A 14,552-nucleotide genomic window follows, 5' to 3' on the forward strand; every position below is an offset into this window, starting at 1 on the left:
TCGCTCCGAGGTTGCGTTCACCACGTTCCAGCCGGGACGTGATCAGGACTGGGCCTGCATGGACAGGTTGAAGACTCTTGAGATTCCCGCCCGTACGGCCCCTCGCCGAGTCAAGGTTGCCCTGTCGACGCCGACAAAGAGGGCTGCGAGCGCGATATCAGCACCGATGGCCCGCTTCTCGACGCTTATCGTGAACTTCTTCCTCGACCCAAGGCCCGTCTCACGCACCGTGATGATGACTCCGGGGTCCTCATCGTCCGCCTCTCGGCGAAGGACGAATGCTCTGCGGTTGATCGCCGTCAACCGATACTTGTCGCCCGCGTACTTAAGGATCAGCGATCGTCCTCGGTGCGTCATGCCCAACCGATTCCTCGTCATGTAGACATGGGCATCACCGACTCGAAGCGTCGCGCGGTTCAGAGATGGCCTGATCATCGCCTCCGTGTGAATCCCGCGCGTTTCAAAGGTGGCGGTGGGAATATGGTCACCTCGCACCTCGGCGGTAAGCATGTCGTGGTGGTTGTGGCCCTCATTCGTCACCTTGATGTCGCCGAATTCCTGCGAGGTGCCTTGCCAGCCGAACAGACGCTTCTCACCTTTGTCGCGCTGCTTCCAGTAATGCAGGGTGAACGAGGCGGTGGTGGTGTGCATTTCTGACCCTCACTAGTCGAATGGGTTGGCGACATCTTTGAACTTCTTCGCACCACTGGCTATGCCGGACTTGAGATCCTCTGCCCTGTCACCGACCCATTCCTTCGCCTCTCCGATACCCTTGCCGATAGCCTCGTGGTTGTCCCAGATCAAGGCTCCTCCGTAGACGGCTCCCGTTCCCAACGCCACCCCGAATGTCACGGGGTTGGGTGCCACGGTCAGCGCGGTCATGGATCCGCTGAACGCCGTCCCGGTGAGATCCGAGGCGAACTTCGCCGGGTCTGCTCGGATCTTGTCCCCGTCGTACGTGGCAAGGTTGGCAACCCCATAGGCAGTCGTCGCCGCACCACCGACGACACCGGCGCCTCGAATCCACCCAGCGGCCTTTCCAGCCTGTGCGAGGCCGCCGCCCCGCGCGACCCGAACAAGATTGGCTTCCGACGCCGTCGGAATGACGAAGGTGCCGTTCTTCATGAAGGCGCCGTACATGGCTGCTTCATCGGATCCGGTCATGGCAGTGACCAGACCCGGGGGAACTCGACTGAGGGCGCTTCCCGGAGCTGATCCGGCCAGTTGGGTATTGACGAAGCGTGACGCCAAGGTGCCGGGAGCATTGAGCGTCTTGCCGGACTTGAAGTGGCTCATCAGGTTGTAGGAGTACGTGACGGACGTGCCTGTGACGAGCGCGAAGGCCCCGACCGTCATTGATCCCTTGGTCACAGCGTTGACCAGATCCCCGAGCTGCGCGCTCCCCGTCAGACGAGTCACCCCGTCCCGCCGCAACCGCTCCATGTAGTCGTTCAGGGTCTCGTCGTCCCGCTTCTTGAACCAATCGGGATCATGCCGGGCTCGCTTCTGTGCGCCGTCGGCCTTCGCCACCTTTCCGGCGTCACCGTTGAAGCCGGTGCCCGCGGTCCCGTCGTTCTTGCTTCCCTTGCCGTCCTTGACCACGGCCTCCAGGTCCCTCTTGAGATCCTGGTCGGCATCGTCAAAGGCCTTGACGCACAGCCTGATGAAGTCGGCCCACGCATCCACACTCGCGTTGACCCGCGCGGCATGGGCGGGGTTCAAACGGGCAGCGCTGCTCTCCGACGCGCTGAGCCTGTCATAGTCGAACGCGACCTTGCCCTCTTCGGAGACCTTCATCCCGGCCTTGACGGCATCGGCACGGGCGGTCTCAAGCTGCTTCCTGAGTTCGACGAACTGCTGGTGCGCGTTGCGCAGCAGCGTCGCGGTCGCCTTGGCCTGGGTCTGAGCCGCCTCGTACTCATGACGCGTGGCGGCGAACCTCGCGTGCGCCGCCCTCGCACTTTCACCAAGCCAGGAATGGCCTTTCGTGATCTTTTGGACGCCGTCCCGGTAGCGGCCCTCGACCTTGTGGAACTCCTCCGCCATCTCCTGCCACTTGTCGGCGGCGGCGGAGAGACTCCCGAAGTCCGTCGTCATGACTTCGTAGTACGTCAGCACGCTGCGCTTCCTCCGGAAAGCGTCGGGATGCCATGCCGCTCCGGCGCCTCGCGCCGGGGCCTGGCAGCGATTCAGTACTTGTCGAGATTCGATCCGCTCCCGCCGATGCGCCGGGAAGTGCCCACGTCAGTCTCGGTGAACGTCTTGTTCGTGGACCGCAGCGCACCCTTTTCCGCGGCCAGCCGCCCCATGAGCGTCTTGACCTGGCTGTCCCAGGTGGTCTGCACCTTCTTCAGGCCACCGGCCGTGGCCCACCCGCCGAATCCGCTGATGGCCTTCTCGGTCGCCGCGTCAGCCCAGGCGCCCGCCTTGCGGGTATCCGGCTGCAGCTCGGTCTCAATGGTGTGCGCGGCGGCCTTCTTCTCGCGCGGCGTCGTCGCGAGGTCCGGCGTGCCGCCGGGCGGCGGTCCCGGAGGATCCGTCTGATTGAGCCGCATCGACGTCCGCTGTCGCTCGGCCGCGTCGGCCCGCAGCTGGGCCCATTCCTGGTCAAACCCCATGGTCGCGTGCCACAGCACCCCCGTGTGGCCAGGGCTAGGTCTCAGTCGTCACTTGTCGCTCTTGTGCGTCCACAGTGACTAACCGCAACCTCGCGTTGCTAGTGCAATTCGGGCCACATGAAGGCGAGTTCGCTGCCAACCAGTAGGCGGAATTCGGCGGCCGGGCTCAGGCGAAGGTCACGTCCGACGCCCACACATTCCCCCCGCGTCGCCCGGGCGCCACCTGCCGGTGCCAGTACAGGTTGGTGTGCGCGATCACCAGATCCGGGGACGGGGCCCCGTAGCCGCTCAGGTCCTCCGTGGTGTGGGCGTCGGCCACGAGCGTCGCGTCGTAGCCGCGGGTGAAGGCGCCGTGGAGGGTGGAGCGGATGCAGGCGTCGGTCTGGGCGCCGGTGACGACGAGGTGGCCGACGGCGTGTCCGGCGAGGACGGACTCCAGGTCGGTGGCCTCGAAGGAGTCGCCGTAGTGCTTGTGGACGACGGACTCGCCGTCACGGCGGACCAACTCCGGGACGTACTCCCAACTCTCGCTGCCCCTCGGGAGTTCGTCGTCGGAGTGCTGGATCCACACCACCGGCATGCCCGCCGCCCGCGCCTTGTCCACGACGGTGACGATGTTCGCGACCACGGCGTCACGCTCGTACGCCTCGGCCACCACGCCGGTTCGCTGCCGGCCCACGCACTCTGGCCCGCGCGGTCGCGGTCGAGCTACAGGGCGCGCACCGCGCCCCGCTCACCCCGTCCGCCGCCTGACCTCTACCCCGGAGCAGCACCGCCATGACCGTACGCAAGAACCAGTCCCAGCTCACCACCGACGAGAAGCGGCGCTTCATCGACGCCCTGCTCGCCCTCAAGCGCGACGGACGCTACGACGCCTTCGTCAGCACGCACAACGACTTCATCATGAGCGACACCGACCACGGCGACCGCGTCGGAATTGATGATTTCTTGTGCGGATATGAAGATCCAGAGTTCCGTTTCTTCATCCGGGTAGCAGATTTCAGCCAGAATATTTGCTCTTGCGATCAGGTATCGCTTGCTTCGCGTTGCTGGCGTGAGATGGGCGACACAGAAAATGCATCGAGGTTTAGGCCTCACGCTACTGACGCTGCTTCCAGCAGCCGAGGGCGAGGTGAGGTTCAGAACCGTAGAAAGCCGAGGAGGCTGGTGCCCTGTGTCGCATTACGGAAGATCTTGGAGGCGTGTTCCATCACGGCCCTTCGCGACGTTCTTCGTCGCTCTCGCTTCGATAGCTTTCTTCGCCGTTCCTGCCGGAGCGGATCCATACGAACCGTCACCTAGCGTGGAGATGAAAGTAGGGGGAGGCGCTGATGCCGAGGTTGAGTGCACACTCTTCGCCAACAAGCCGAACTACAGTGGTTCGAAAATCACCGCAACCGACGGCATCAGCAAGTGCCGCCCTCGACCGCCTGCCGCATGTGCGTTTGAAGTCGAGTTGCAGTTCTATGAACAAAACGGGCCGGGTCCCGGCGCATGGGTCACGCGCGCCACGAGCGACCGCAGTAGACAGTGCCCCCCGCCCTCGCGTTCCGAGAAGGCCAGCGCCGGTTGCAGGTCCTCCTCAAAGGAGTACTCCTACCGGACTCTGACGTACGGCGCTATCGTCGATGGAGGCGGCACAGATACTGGGTCGGCCACCAGTCGCGTGTTGGAAGTGAAGTGCTACTAGCCGTCCCCCTTGTAACGGGAGGCCCTACTCCATGACACCTCCCCATGTTCGGTCTTGCCGAGAGATCGGCAAGACCGTCATCGCATACATCGAGAGCGATGACATGCTGCATTCATGGCTGAGCGAACGTTGCGGGGTATGGGAAATCGACGAGGGTGAATTCAGGAAACGCCTTGCTTCTCTGTTCTTCGTCGTGGCGTATGGACTCACACCCAAGGGATCGACCGAGGGCGCGCCGAGTCTTTCCCTGCTCGCCATGTTGGAAGCCTTGGAGGGGAAATCCGTAGTCGACCTCTTCGCGCCAGTAACGAACGACGAGAACTATGGAACACTTCACGACGCCAAGGAGATTTGGATCATCTCGACCGGAGTCACACCCGTTCGTGCCCTTTGCTGGTCACACCTGCGCCACGCCGCGGCTGAATTGCTGACCATGATGACCGCAGAGGGACATCGCCAGCGCACGGTGAAGGATCTCGCGGAATCGTAGCCCCGCCGTGAGCACCAACTGCGGTCGCGCAGGTGACACGGTCAGTACCGGGATTCCAGGGAAAGGTGGAAGACTCGCGAGAAGCCTGCCCTTACGGCTCCTCTCCGGGTCAGCGTTGCCCTGCGGGCCAGGCGGAGGCCGGTTCGCCGCCGTCACCGGCTCACCCCGGGCGTCCGCCCCCCGTTCATGAACGCCGTATGGCAGTCCCGTTGCGGCGCCCCCGCCAGGGTTGAGTGGGGCAGGGGGCGCGCCTACGGTCTAGGGAGTCAGTACGACATGGCCGTGTGCCCGAGTGGTTTAGGGATTCGTCTGCAAAGCGAAGCACACCGGTTCGATTCCGGTCACGGCCTCCAACGGTGGTGAGAAGGTGTCACCGTGGTCAGCGGGTCAGCGCGCTGCCCGCCTTCCACTCGCCCCACGGCACGTTCCAGTCGCCGTAGCCGTTGCCGGGGGCCACCGTCTCCTTGGAGCCGGTGACGCGGACGACGTCGCCGGGGATGACCTCTTCGTAGAAGCGGCGGGCCGTGCCGTCCGTGGCGAGGCCTATGCAGCCGTGGGTGACGTTCTGGGCGCCCGCGTAGGTGTTGGCCTTCGGGTTCTCGTGGAGGTACGTGCCGGACGTCGTGAGGTGGACCGCGTAGCTGTAGTAGCCGGCGTACGCGTCCGCGTAGCCGACCGTGCGGGAGTCCATGAAGACGCGGCGCTGCTTGTCGGAGACCACCATCGTGCCGTTCCAGGTGTCCATGCCGGGCGCGCCCGCCGTGATCGGTACGCGGCGCGTCACGCCGTCCTTGACCACGGTCATCGTGTGCGTCCGGACGTCGACGGTGGCGAGCAGCGAGCGGGCCACCGTGAAGGTGCGGTCGACGGTCGGGCCCACGCGGACCGTGACCTTCGTGCCGGGCTTCCAGTACGCCTTCGGGCGGTAGTCGACCCGCTGGCCCTCGTGCAGGTTGCGGTCCTTGACCCAGCTCCAGGAGCCGGTGGTGGGCGTGCTCGCGCGCACCCTCAGGCGCCGCTCCACCGCCGCCCGCTCGGCCGCCGGGACCGGGCGGTCGAAGGTCACCGACACCGGCATGCCGACGCCCACCCGCTGCCCGTCCGCCACGTTCACCCGCACCCCGCCCCGGCGCAGCGCCGCGGGCTCCACGACCGGCTTCGCGCGCGGCGTGGGCGTCCCGGCCGCGGCGGGCTTCCGGTCGTCCCGCGGCCCCGACGGCGCCGACCCGCCGTCCCGCCCTCCCAGCGAGCAGCCCGCGAGGACGCCCGCGCAGAGCACGGCGGTCGCCGCCCCGCGTACGACGTGACGGATTCTGGTGCGCCTGGCCATCGGGTCCCCCTGTGTGGTGTTCCGGCCTGGGCCGGTGTGTTTCCATGTACGCCACCCATACGCACGGCGGAGACCGCCGGGTTGCATGGGGCGTGCGGGAGAAATTCGGGGCTGGTGGGAACGGGTCGCGACGTGGGCGGCGAACGGTCGCGGTCGTGGACAGGAACGGCGGGGGCATGACGGAGGACGAGTTCGACGCGTTCTACGCGTCCGCGTTCCCGCGCGTCGTCGGCCAGGTCTACGCCTTCACCGGCGACCACGGGCAGGCCCAGGACGTCGTCCAGGAGGCGTTCGTACGGGCCTGGGACCGGCGGCGCGACTTCGCGGCCGTGCACGCGCCGGAGGCCTGGGTCCGCACGGTGGCCATGCGGCTCGCGGTGAGCCACTGGCGGCGGGCCCGGCGCTGGCTGGAGCTGGTGCGCAAGGAGCCGCCGCCCGAGCACACGGCAGGCCCCGGGCCCGAGCACGTGACGCTCGTCGCGGCGCTGCGGAAGCTGCCCGAGGCACAGCGGCTCGCGATCGTGCTGCACCACCTGTGTGACCTCAGCGTCGAGCAGGTAGCCTCCGAGACCGGCGCCCCGACCGGCACGGTCAAGGCACGGCTCTCGCGCGGACGCGCGGCGCTGGCCAAGCATTTGTCCGGGGACGACGGGGACGACGGAGGCGACAGGGGCGACGGGGGTCACGTACTCGACGGGACGGTCGGCGGGACGAGCAGCGGGAAGGAGGGGGATCGGGATCGTGTCCGGTGAACCCTCGGCGCCCGAGCCGAACCTCGGCCCCACGTCCGCGCCGCACTCCGGCCCGGCCCCCGACCCCGCCCCCGACCTCTCCGCCGCCCTCCACGCCCTCGCCGTCGACGCCCGCTCCCCCGCCCCCGGCACCGGCGCCGACGTGCGCCGCCGCGCCGGGACCCGGCGGCGGCGCAGGCACGCGGCCCTCGTGGGCGGGGGCGCCGTCGCGGCGGCCGCCCTCGTGGCCGGGCTGGTCGTGGGCCTCGGCGACGACTCCGGCTCCCGGCCCGCGCCGCCCGCCGCGCCCAGCACGTCCGCCGGGCCGACCGCGCCCGCCGCCACCGCCGACCTCGCCCGGCGGGAGCTGTCCGTGGCGGGCCGGAAGCTGCCCCTGTCGTCGGGCCGCGCGAAGTACCCGACGAAGCCGGGCCGCATGACGGTCGTCGCCAAGCACCGCTCGACGAAGTTGTCCGGCCAGACCGTCGGCCTCGGCGAGACGTACGACGTGTACTTCCACTGGGTCCTCGAACTGCGCGACGCCGACGGCCGCACCAACTACGTCGTCGCCCTCACCTTCGACGAGGACTCCGTGGGCAAGCGCGACGTGACCCACGGCTGGCTCGGGCTGCGCGCGGCGGACGCCAAGTGGCTTTACGGGAAGCTCAGTCCGGGCTCGGTGGTCAGCATCGAGGGCAAGGCGCCCGGGGGGCAGGGCCAAGGCGCGTGAGCACGTGTGCGAGTGTGCGCGTGAGCACGTGAAGAGGGGCGGTCCCCTGAAGGAAACCGCCCCTCCGTATCGCCGGGATCAGCCCCAGCCCGTGTCGTTGTCATCCCCCATGACACATCTCCCCCGTAGTGACCGAGTTGTTCGGGACTCTTCGATGGTGCCCTGCAACTGGCCCTGCCTAAAAGGGATTTATGGGGGGATCGCATGCCTGGAGCGTCATCGCGACCCGACCGGCACCGGTCGGAGACATTCCACTCTCAGGCCACGGCCGCCTCGCGCAGCCGCGCGAGAATCGCGTCCACCGTCTGATCCACCGTCAACTCCGAGCTGTCCAACCACAGTCCGATACGCGGCGTGGTGGCCCGCATCCCCTCGTCCAGAGCCTCCACCGTCCACTCGCCGTAGCCCGTCTTGCCGCGTCCCGCCTCCCGTTCGGCGACCGCGGTCGGGCGCGGGGCGAGCACGACCACGTGCAGCGGGCGCGTCCGCACCAGGTCGACGTACCGCTTCAGCTCCTCGCCCAGGATCACGTCCTGGACGATCGCGGTGAAGCCCGCTTCGGCGTACGCGTCGGCCGTAGACGCCGACAGGCCGTAGCGGAGCCGGAGTTGGGCCTCGGCCTCGGCGCCCGCGCCGGGCTCGTACTCCTCGCGGCCGGAGACGACCATGCGGCGGAAGACGTCGCCGCGTACGTGTGCTGCGCGGGGCAGGCGTTCGGCCAGGGCCTGGGCGACTGTGGACTTTCCGGCGGCCATGATGCCGGTGATGACGATGACCCCTTCGGGGGTGGCGGGGGCGTTCATCTGCGCGAAGTTACCCCAGCCGGGGCTGGGGTTCCTCCCGGTTTCCGTGGGCGTGTATCCCGCGTGGGACGCCCCAGTCCCGCCCCTTCCCGTAACCAGGGGCTGCCGCCCCTGGACCCCGCCGATCGCCGCTCCGCGGCTCGTCCTCAAACGCCGGACGGGCTGCAAGTGCGGGTGGGACAGGCCACCGCCCATCAGCCTACGGCCTCGTCCTCAAACGCCGGACAGGCTGGAAGGGCGGGTGGGACGGGCCACCGCCCATCGGCCTGCGGCCTCGTCCTCAAACGCCGGACGGGCTGGAAGTGCGGGTGGGACAGGTCACCGCCCATCGGCCTGCGGCCTCGTCCTCAAACGCCGGACGGGCTGGAAAACCTCACGCCAGCTCCGCCCCCACCGCCGCCTGCGGGCGGATCGGCAGCCGGTTCACCGGGCGGCCCGTCGCCGCCCGCACCGCTGCGGCGATCGCTGCCGGGGACGTCACCACCGGCACCGCGCTCGCGGCCTTCGCGCCGAAGGGGGCGACCACGTCGCGTTCCTCCACGAGTTTCACGATGCGGATGTCGGGGGCGTCCAGGGCGGTGGGCAGGGCGTAGCCGGTGAGGTCGGGGTGGCGGACCAGGCCGCGGGGGGTGCGCAGGTTCTCGGTGAGGGCCGCGCCGACGCCCTGGGTGACGCCCGCCTCGATGCGGACGCGCAGTTGGGCGGGGTTGAGGATGCGGCCGACGTCCTGGGCGACGGCCAGCTCCACGACCCGTACCGAACCGATCTCGATGTCCACGTCCACGACCGCGCGGATGGCGCAGAAGGCCATGCCCACGAAGGCGTCGCCCTGGCCGTCCGCGTCGAGCGGCTCGGTGGGGTGCGGGCGGCACTGCGCCGTGGCCCACAGCTCCTTGCCGTCCATCGCCTCCTCGACGGTGGTCGACAGGACGCCGTCGTACGAGGTGATCTTGCCGTCGGCGATCTGGAGCAGCTCGGTCGACATGCCGAACTTGTGGGCGAGGGGCTGGAGCAGTTGGGTGCGCACCATCTTCGCGGCGCGCTCCACCGCGCCGCCGGAGACCCAGGTGTGGCGGCCGTGGCAACTGGGGCCCGCGGGCGGCTGGTCGGTGTCGACGGGGGCGACGCGCACGTCGTCGATGCCCAGGGTCTCCTGGACGATCTGGCGGGCGAGGGTGGTGAAGCCCTGGCCGGTCTCGACGGCCGCGCAGATGACCGTGGCGATGCCGTCGTGGACCTTCACGGTGGCCGTGGACACCTCGTCGGTGCCCTCGGCGCCGAGGAGTTGGACCATGCCGAGGCCGTAGCCGACGCCACGCCGGACGGCGGCGGGTTCGCCCGCGCCCTCGGGGCCGCCGGGCAGCAGCCAGTCCTCCTGCGGGGTGTCCTTGGGCAGCCCGGGGAGCGGGAAGTCCCGGACGGCGCCGAGGAGTTCGGCGACCGGGGCCGGGCAGGTCACCGTCTGGCCGGTGGGCAGGATGTCGCCGGTGGCCAGCGCGTTGCGCAGGCGCAGCTCGGCCGGGTCGACGCCGAGCTTCTTGGCGAGCTTGTCCATCTGCGCCTCGTAGGCGGCGCAGACCTGGAGGGCGCCCTCGCCGCGCACGTGACCGGAGGGCGGGTTGTTCGTGCGGACGGCCCAGCCCTCGATGAAGGCGTTGGGCACGACGTAGGGACCGCAGGCGAAGGAGACGGCCGCGGCGAGGGCGTCGGCGGAGGTGTCCGCGTACGCGCCCGCGTCGAGCAGGATCTGCGCCTCCACCTTCACCAACTGGCCCTCGGCGTCCGCGTGGTGGCGGTAGCGCAGGAGGGTCGGGTGGCGGTGGGCGTGGCCGAGGAAGGACTCCTCGCGGGTGGCGGTGAGCTTGACGGGGCGGCTGGTGCGCAGGGCGAGCAGGCCGAGCGGCAGGTGGAAGCTCGCGTCCTCGCGGTCGGCGGTGGCCCCGGGCACACCGGTGACGACGACCTTGACCTGCTCGGGGGTGAGGCCGTAGCAGGCGGCGGCCATGTCGCGGTCGCCGTGCGGGTCGGTGGAGGCGATGTACAGCTCGACGCCACCGTCCGGGCGCGGCACCGCGAGCCCGGCCTCCGCGCCGATGGGCGCCGGGTCCTGGCGTCCGATGCGGTACAGGCCCTCGACGACGACCTCACCGGCCGACTCCGGGTCGCCGTGGCGCAGCGGGATGTGCCGGATCAGGTTGCCGTCGGGGTGCAGCGGCGCGGCCTCGAAGGCCTGCTCCGGGTCGGTGACCGGGTCGAGCACCTCGTACTCGACGATGATCGCGGCGGCGGCCATCCGGGCGGTGTCCGGGTGGTCGGCGGCGACGGCGGCGATGGCCTCGCCGTGGTGGCGTACGACGTCGGACGCGAACAGCGGGCGGTCCGCGGTCTTGCGGCCGTGGTGCGGCTTGCCCGGCACGTCCTCGTGGGTGATGACGGCGCGGACGCCCGGCATGTCCTCGGCGTGCGTGACGTCGATGGACACGATGCGCGCGTGCGCGTGCGGGGAGCGCAGGACGGCCGCCCACAGCAGTCCCTCGGCCCACAGGTCGGAGGCGTACGGGAACGTGCCCTCCGTCTTGGCCCTGATCTCGGCCGACGGCAGCGACGAGCCGATGCCGTGCGGCAGTTGCTCGGCGCCCGGCGCGGCGGAAGTCTCGTTGCTCACGCCTGGGCTCCGTCCTGGCCGTACGGGCCCGACTGGTGCGGTACGCGGGGGCCGCCGGTGTCGGCCTCGTCCTGCTGCTCGGCCGCGGCGCCCTTCGCCTCGCGCTCGGCGACCACGTCGCGGACCGCGTCGAGCACGCCCCGGTAGCCGGAGCAGCGGCACAGGTTGCCGCAGAGCGCGCGGCGGGTCTCCAGGTCGCTGGGCGCCGGGTTGCCCTCGAGGAGGTCGTGCAGGGTCATCGCCATGCCCGGCACGCAGAAGCCGCACTGCACGGCCCCGCAGTTGGCGAGCGCGCGCTGTACGTCGGAGGGGCGGCCGTCGACGGCGAGGCCCTCGACGGTGCGCACCTCACTGCCCGCCGCGGTGGCCGCGGGCACCAGGCAGGAGGCGACGAGCCGCCCGTCCACCTGCACGTTGCAGGCCCCGCACTCGCCCTGCGAGCAGCCGTCCTTGGCTCCCGCGAGCCCGAGCCGCTCCCGCAGCACGTACAGCAGGGACTCCCCGATCCAGGCGTCGGTGACGGGCCGGTCGGCGCCGTTGACCCGCAGGACGTAGGAGACGAGGGGGTGTTCGTCGTGAGCGGGGACGCCCGGCTCGGGCGCCTCGTCCGTGGCCTCGTCGGCCGGGGCGTCCGCGTCGGCCTCGACGGGGGCCACATCGGGGGCAAGGACCGCCTCAGCGACGTGGTCGGCCTCGGACGCGTGCCCCGCGTCGGCGTCCTGGCCCGCCGCGAAGCCCTCGTCCGCTTCGTCCGCTTCATCCACCTCCGGGGCGCCGTCAGCCTCGGGCTCCCGGTCGACCGCTGCGGGTTCGGGGTCCGGGGTGTGCTCCGCCTCGGGGGCGGGGTCCGGCTCTTGTACGGGGGCGGGGGGCGCCGCGAGGGCCGGGTCCTCGGCGGGGGGCGCCTCGGCCGGGTGGGCGGGCTCGGCGGCGCGGGTCGACTCGGCCGGGTGGGCGGGCTCGGCCGCGTGAGCCAACTCGGCCGGGTGGGCGGGCTCAGCCAGGTGGGCGGGCTCGGCCGCGTGGGCGGGCTCGACCGCGTGGGTCGACTCAGCCGCGTGGGTCGGCTCGGCCGCCGGTGCGGGGGCAGTCGCCTGCGCGGGGGCCGGTACGTGCGCGGGGGCAGGTACGTGCGCCGGGTCGGCCTCGTGGGGCGGGATCGGCGTCGGCGCGACGGCCGCCGGGTGGGTGAGGTCGGCCGCGGGGGCGGGGGGCGCCGCGGGGGCGGGCTCCGTCGGGTGGGCCTGGTGCGGCGCGAGGGCCGGGTCCGGCTCGTACGAGGGGTCGGCAGGGTGCGCCGGGTCCGCCGCGTACGCGGAGTCACCCGCGTGCGGGAAGCCGGGCGCGGGCGCGAGGCCCACCGACTGCGCGAGGTCCGCCGACTGCGCGGGGTGCACGTCGTACGGCGCGTTCTCCTCGTACGGCGCGTTCTCTTCGTACGCGTTCTCCTCGTACGCGGGGTCCGCCCCGTACCGGGGGTCGGCGGCCGGTGCGAGGTGCCCGGCGGCCGCGGCCTCCGGGGCGAAGTCGCCCTCCAGGGCGGCCGGATCGACCGGGTTGACCGTTTCCTCCGCTACATCCGGGGCGCCCGGTGCACCCGGTGCATCCGGTGTGTCCCGTGCATCGTCCGAGTGCCCCGCGGGCGCCAGGGAGCCGTCCGGGCGCTGCTTGACGACGAACAGCTTCGCGGTCCGCTCGAAGGGGGTCTCCTCGGCGGCGCGGGCGGCCCGCACGGGGGCGGCCTCCGGGGCGGGCGGCCCGACGGGTGCCTGCTCCACGAACGCCTGCGCGGCCGGGTAAGGGGTCGCCTGGGGCGCCTGCGGGGCGTGCGGAGCCTCCGGGCCCTGGGGGACCTGGGGCTCCTGAGGAGCCTCCGGGGCCTGCGTCGGCCACGACGTGGCCCAGGGCGCGGGCGCGCCGCCGGGCAGCGTCGCGGGCGGCGGCGTTCCACCCCTTCCCCAAGCTCTCAACTCCGTTCGAGCAGGGGAGACCCCATCCGCGGCGAGCGACGACGCCGAGTACTCGCCGGACTCCTCCGGCAGGTCACCGTCGGCGACGGGGATGGACCACTGCCCGGTCACGTCGTGCGGGGCGGGCGCGTGCCCGTTCCGGACATCGCCAGGGGCGCCGTTCGACTCCGGGGGCGTGACGGCATCCGGGAACGTCCACTGGCCCGTGGCACGCGGGTCGTACGCGTCCGGGACCGGGGGCTCGGCGGCGAACTGCTGCTCCTGGTGGGCGCCCAGGTGCGTGCCGGGGTCCGGCCAGCTCACGGCCTGCGTCGCCGCGCCGGCGTGCGCGACACCGGTCACCTCGGGCGGCAGCACCCACGCGCCCGTGGCGGCCGGGTCGGTGGCGTCGGGGGCCGTCGGCGTGACCGTTATCTGCGGCGGTACGTAGCCGTGCCCGGGGGCGGCGAGCGGGGTGCTCACGGCGTCGGCCGCGCCCTCGGGGAGCTGCACGAACGCGGTGGCGTCCGCGTCGTACTCGCCCTGCGGGTGCGGCTGCCAGCCACCCGCGCCATTCCTCTGACCGTCGGTCACGACAGCGCCCTCCCCAGTGCTCGTCGGGCCAGCGCGGCGACGGTGCGCCGCAAGTGCAGTACAGCGGGCGGCAGCGGCTGCGCGGTGCCGTCCTCGGCGGGCGGGTGGTCGGGGATGCACGCCGCGGCGACGTACTCACCGAAGGCCGTCAGGGCCTCCGGCACCAGACCGCGCTCGCCGTCCCAGTCGATGAGTCCGGCCACCCACTGCTCGGCCTCCAGGGGCCGCAGCGGCATGGGCGCGATGGCGCCGACGGCGCATCGCACGCCCCTGCGCGCCGGGTCGAGCACCAGGGCGACCGACGCGGTCGCGCGGCCGGGTCCGGTGCGGCCGGTCGCCTTCAGGAAGACCTGCGGGGCGTGCAGCAGCGGTACGCGGACATATCCGATCAATTCGCCGGGCGCCAGCATCTCCATGCCCGCGAGCAGGTGCGAGACCGGGATCTCACGGCGGGTGCCGCCCGGACCCGCGATGATCAACACGGCTTCCAGCGCGGCGAGTACGGGCAGCGAGTCGCCGGCGGGCGCGGCGGAGGCGATGTTGCCGCCGAGGGTGCCCGCGTTGCGGATCTGCGGCGGTCCCGCGGCGCGCGCGGCGGCGGCGAGCGCCGGGATGAGCGCGGCGAAGTCCGGGCGGCCCATGCGGGCGTGCGTCAGTCCGGCGCCGAGGAGGGCGTGCCCGTCCTGGTACTGCCAGCCGCGGATCTCGCTGATGCGGCCGAGACCGACGAGGGACGCGGGGCGGAGCTGGCCCGCGTTGACCGACGCCATCAGGTCCGTGCCGCCCGCGACGGGCACGGCTGCGGGCACGGCGGCGAGCGCCGCGACGGCCTCGTCGAGCGTGACAGGCAGCGTCACAGACTGCGCCCCCTGCGCCGCCCGCGGTGCGTGCGTGGTCAAAACCGGCTGCCCCTTCCCGATGGCCCGGCAGCTTGCGCGCCGTTCTCACCGTT

General features: G+C 71.3%; 12 protein-coding genes, 1 tRNA gene and 1 pseudogene. 5 read left to right on the forward strand and 9 right to left on the reverse strand.

The genetic code is table 11. The features are described 5' to 3' along the window. Positions 1–42: 42 nt before the first annotated feature. The 4 genes from ACZ6BG_RS06510 to ACZ6BG_RS06525 form a co-directional block, all read right to left on the reverse strand. Positions 43–651 carry a hypothetical protein gene (locus ACZ6BG_RS06510; RefSeq protein WP_468997547.1) on the reverse strand — a complete coding sequence of 203 codons (609 nt, stop codon included), beginning with the start codon at positions 649–651 and terminating at the stop codon, positions 43–45. Positions 652–663: 12 nt separating this feature from the next. Beyond that, on the reverse strand, positions 664–2,118 hold the full coding sequence (locus ACZ6BG_RS06515; protein ID WP_468997550.1) for a hypothetical protein: 1,455 nt from the start codon (positions 2,116–2,118) through the stop codon (positions 664–666). Between the two features lie 71 nt (positions 2,119–2,189). Next, positions 2,190–2,618 (reverse strand): hypothetical protein, encoded by a 429-nt coding sequence (locus ACZ6BG_RS06520; RefSeq protein WP_468997553.1) that lies wholly within the window; start codon positions 2,616–2,618, stop codon positions 2,190–2,192. A 166-nt stretch (positions 2,619–2,784) separates the two neighbouring features. Beyond that, positions 2,785–3,297 (reverse strand): isochorismatase family protein, encoded by a 513-nt coding sequence (locus tag ACZ6BG_RS06525; protein ID WP_468997556.1) that lies wholly within the window; start codon positions 3,295–3,297, stop codon positions 2,785–2,787. A 98-nt stretch (positions 3,298–3,395) separates the two neighbouring features. Here ACZ6BG_RS06525 and ACZ6BG_RS06530 point away from each other — a divergent pair. The 3 genes and pseudogenes from ACZ6BG_RS06530 to ACZ6BG_RS06540 all read left to right on the forward strand — a co-directional run. Continuing rightward, positions 3,396–3,644, forward strand: a pseudogene (locus ACZ6BG_RS06530) (hypothetical protein); the annotation flags it as partial. A gap of 695 nt (positions 3,645–4,339) precedes the next feature. Then, a complete protein-coding gene (locus ACZ6BG_RS06535; RefSeq protein WP_468997558.1) occupies positions 4,340–4,798 on the forward strand; it encodes a hypothetical protein in 459 nt (152 codons plus the stop codon). Between the two features lie 278 nt (positions 4,799–5,076). Then, positions 5,077–5,151: transfer RNA gene (locus ACZ6BG_RS06540), tRNA-Cys, on the forward strand. A gap of 26 nt (positions 5,152–5,177) precedes the next feature. On the opposite strand, the gene ACZ6BG_RS06545 is transcribed toward ACZ6BG_RS06540, so the two are convergent. Further along, positions 5,178–6,128 carry a L,D-transpeptidase gene (locus ACZ6BG_RS06545; protein WP_468997561.1) on the reverse strand — a complete coding sequence of 317 codons (951 nt, stop codon included), beginning with the start codon at positions 6,126–6,128 and terminating at the stop codon, positions 5,178–5,180. A gap of 176 nt (positions 6,129–6,304) precedes the next feature. Here ACZ6BG_RS06545 and ACZ6BG_RS06550 point away from each other — a divergent pair, with 176 nt between their 5' ends. Both ACZ6BG_RS06550 and ACZ6BG_RS06555 read left to right on the forward strand, forming a co-directional pair. After that, a complete protein-coding gene (locus ACZ6BG_RS06550; protein ID WP_468997563.1) occupies positions 6,305–6,880 on the forward strand; it encodes a SigE family RNA polymerase sigma factor in 576 nt (191 codons plus the stop codon). After that, positions 6,870–7,589 carry a L,D-transpeptidase gene (locus tag ACZ6BG_RS06555; protein WP_468997565.1) on the forward strand — a complete coding sequence of 240 codons (720 nt, stop codon included), beginning with the start codon at positions 6,870–6,872 and terminating at the stop codon, positions 7,587–7,589. Before ACZ6BG_RS06550 ends, ACZ6BG_RS06555 begins: the two co-directional genes overlap by 11 nt. Positions 7,590–7,846: 257 nt before the next feature. Here ACZ6BG_RS06555 and ACZ6BG_RS06560 read toward each other — a convergent pair whose 3' ends face one another. From ACZ6BG_RS06560 to ACZ6BG_RS06575, 4 genes are all read right to left on the reverse strand, one after another. After that, on the reverse strand, positions 7,847–8,392 hold the full coding sequence (locus tag ACZ6BG_RS06560) for an AAA family ATPase (RefSeq protein WP_468997567.1): 546 nt from the start codon (positions 8,390–8,392) through the stop codon (positions 7,847–7,849). Positions 8,393–8,765: 373 nt separating this feature from the next. Next, the gene (locus tag ACZ6BG_RS06565) at positions 8,766–11,057 is read right to left on the reverse strand and encodes a xanthine dehydrogenase family protein molybdopterin-binding subunit (RefSeq protein WP_468997569.1); all 2,292 of its coding nucleotides are present in this window, start codon (positions 11,055–11,057) and stop codon (positions 8,766–8,768) included. Then, positions 11,054–13,600, reverse strand: coding sequence for a (2Fe-2S)-binding protein (locus tag ACZ6BG_RS06570; protein ID WP_468997571.1), 2,547 nt, complete (start codon positions 13,598–13,600; stop codon positions 11,054–11,056). Before ACZ6BG_RS06570 ends, ACZ6BG_RS06565 begins: the two co-directional genes overlap by 4 nt. After that, entirely contained in the window at positions 13,597–14,499 is a 903-nt protein-coding gene (locus ACZ6BG_RS06575) for an FAD binding domain-containing protein (RefSeq protein WP_468997573.1), read from the reverse strand. Before ACZ6BG_RS06575 ends, ACZ6BG_RS06570 begins: the two co-directional genes overlap by 4 nt. Between the last annotated feature and the right edge of the window lie 53 nt (positions 14,500–14,552).

Source organism: Streptomyces sp. NPDC041205 (assembly GCF_055591765.1).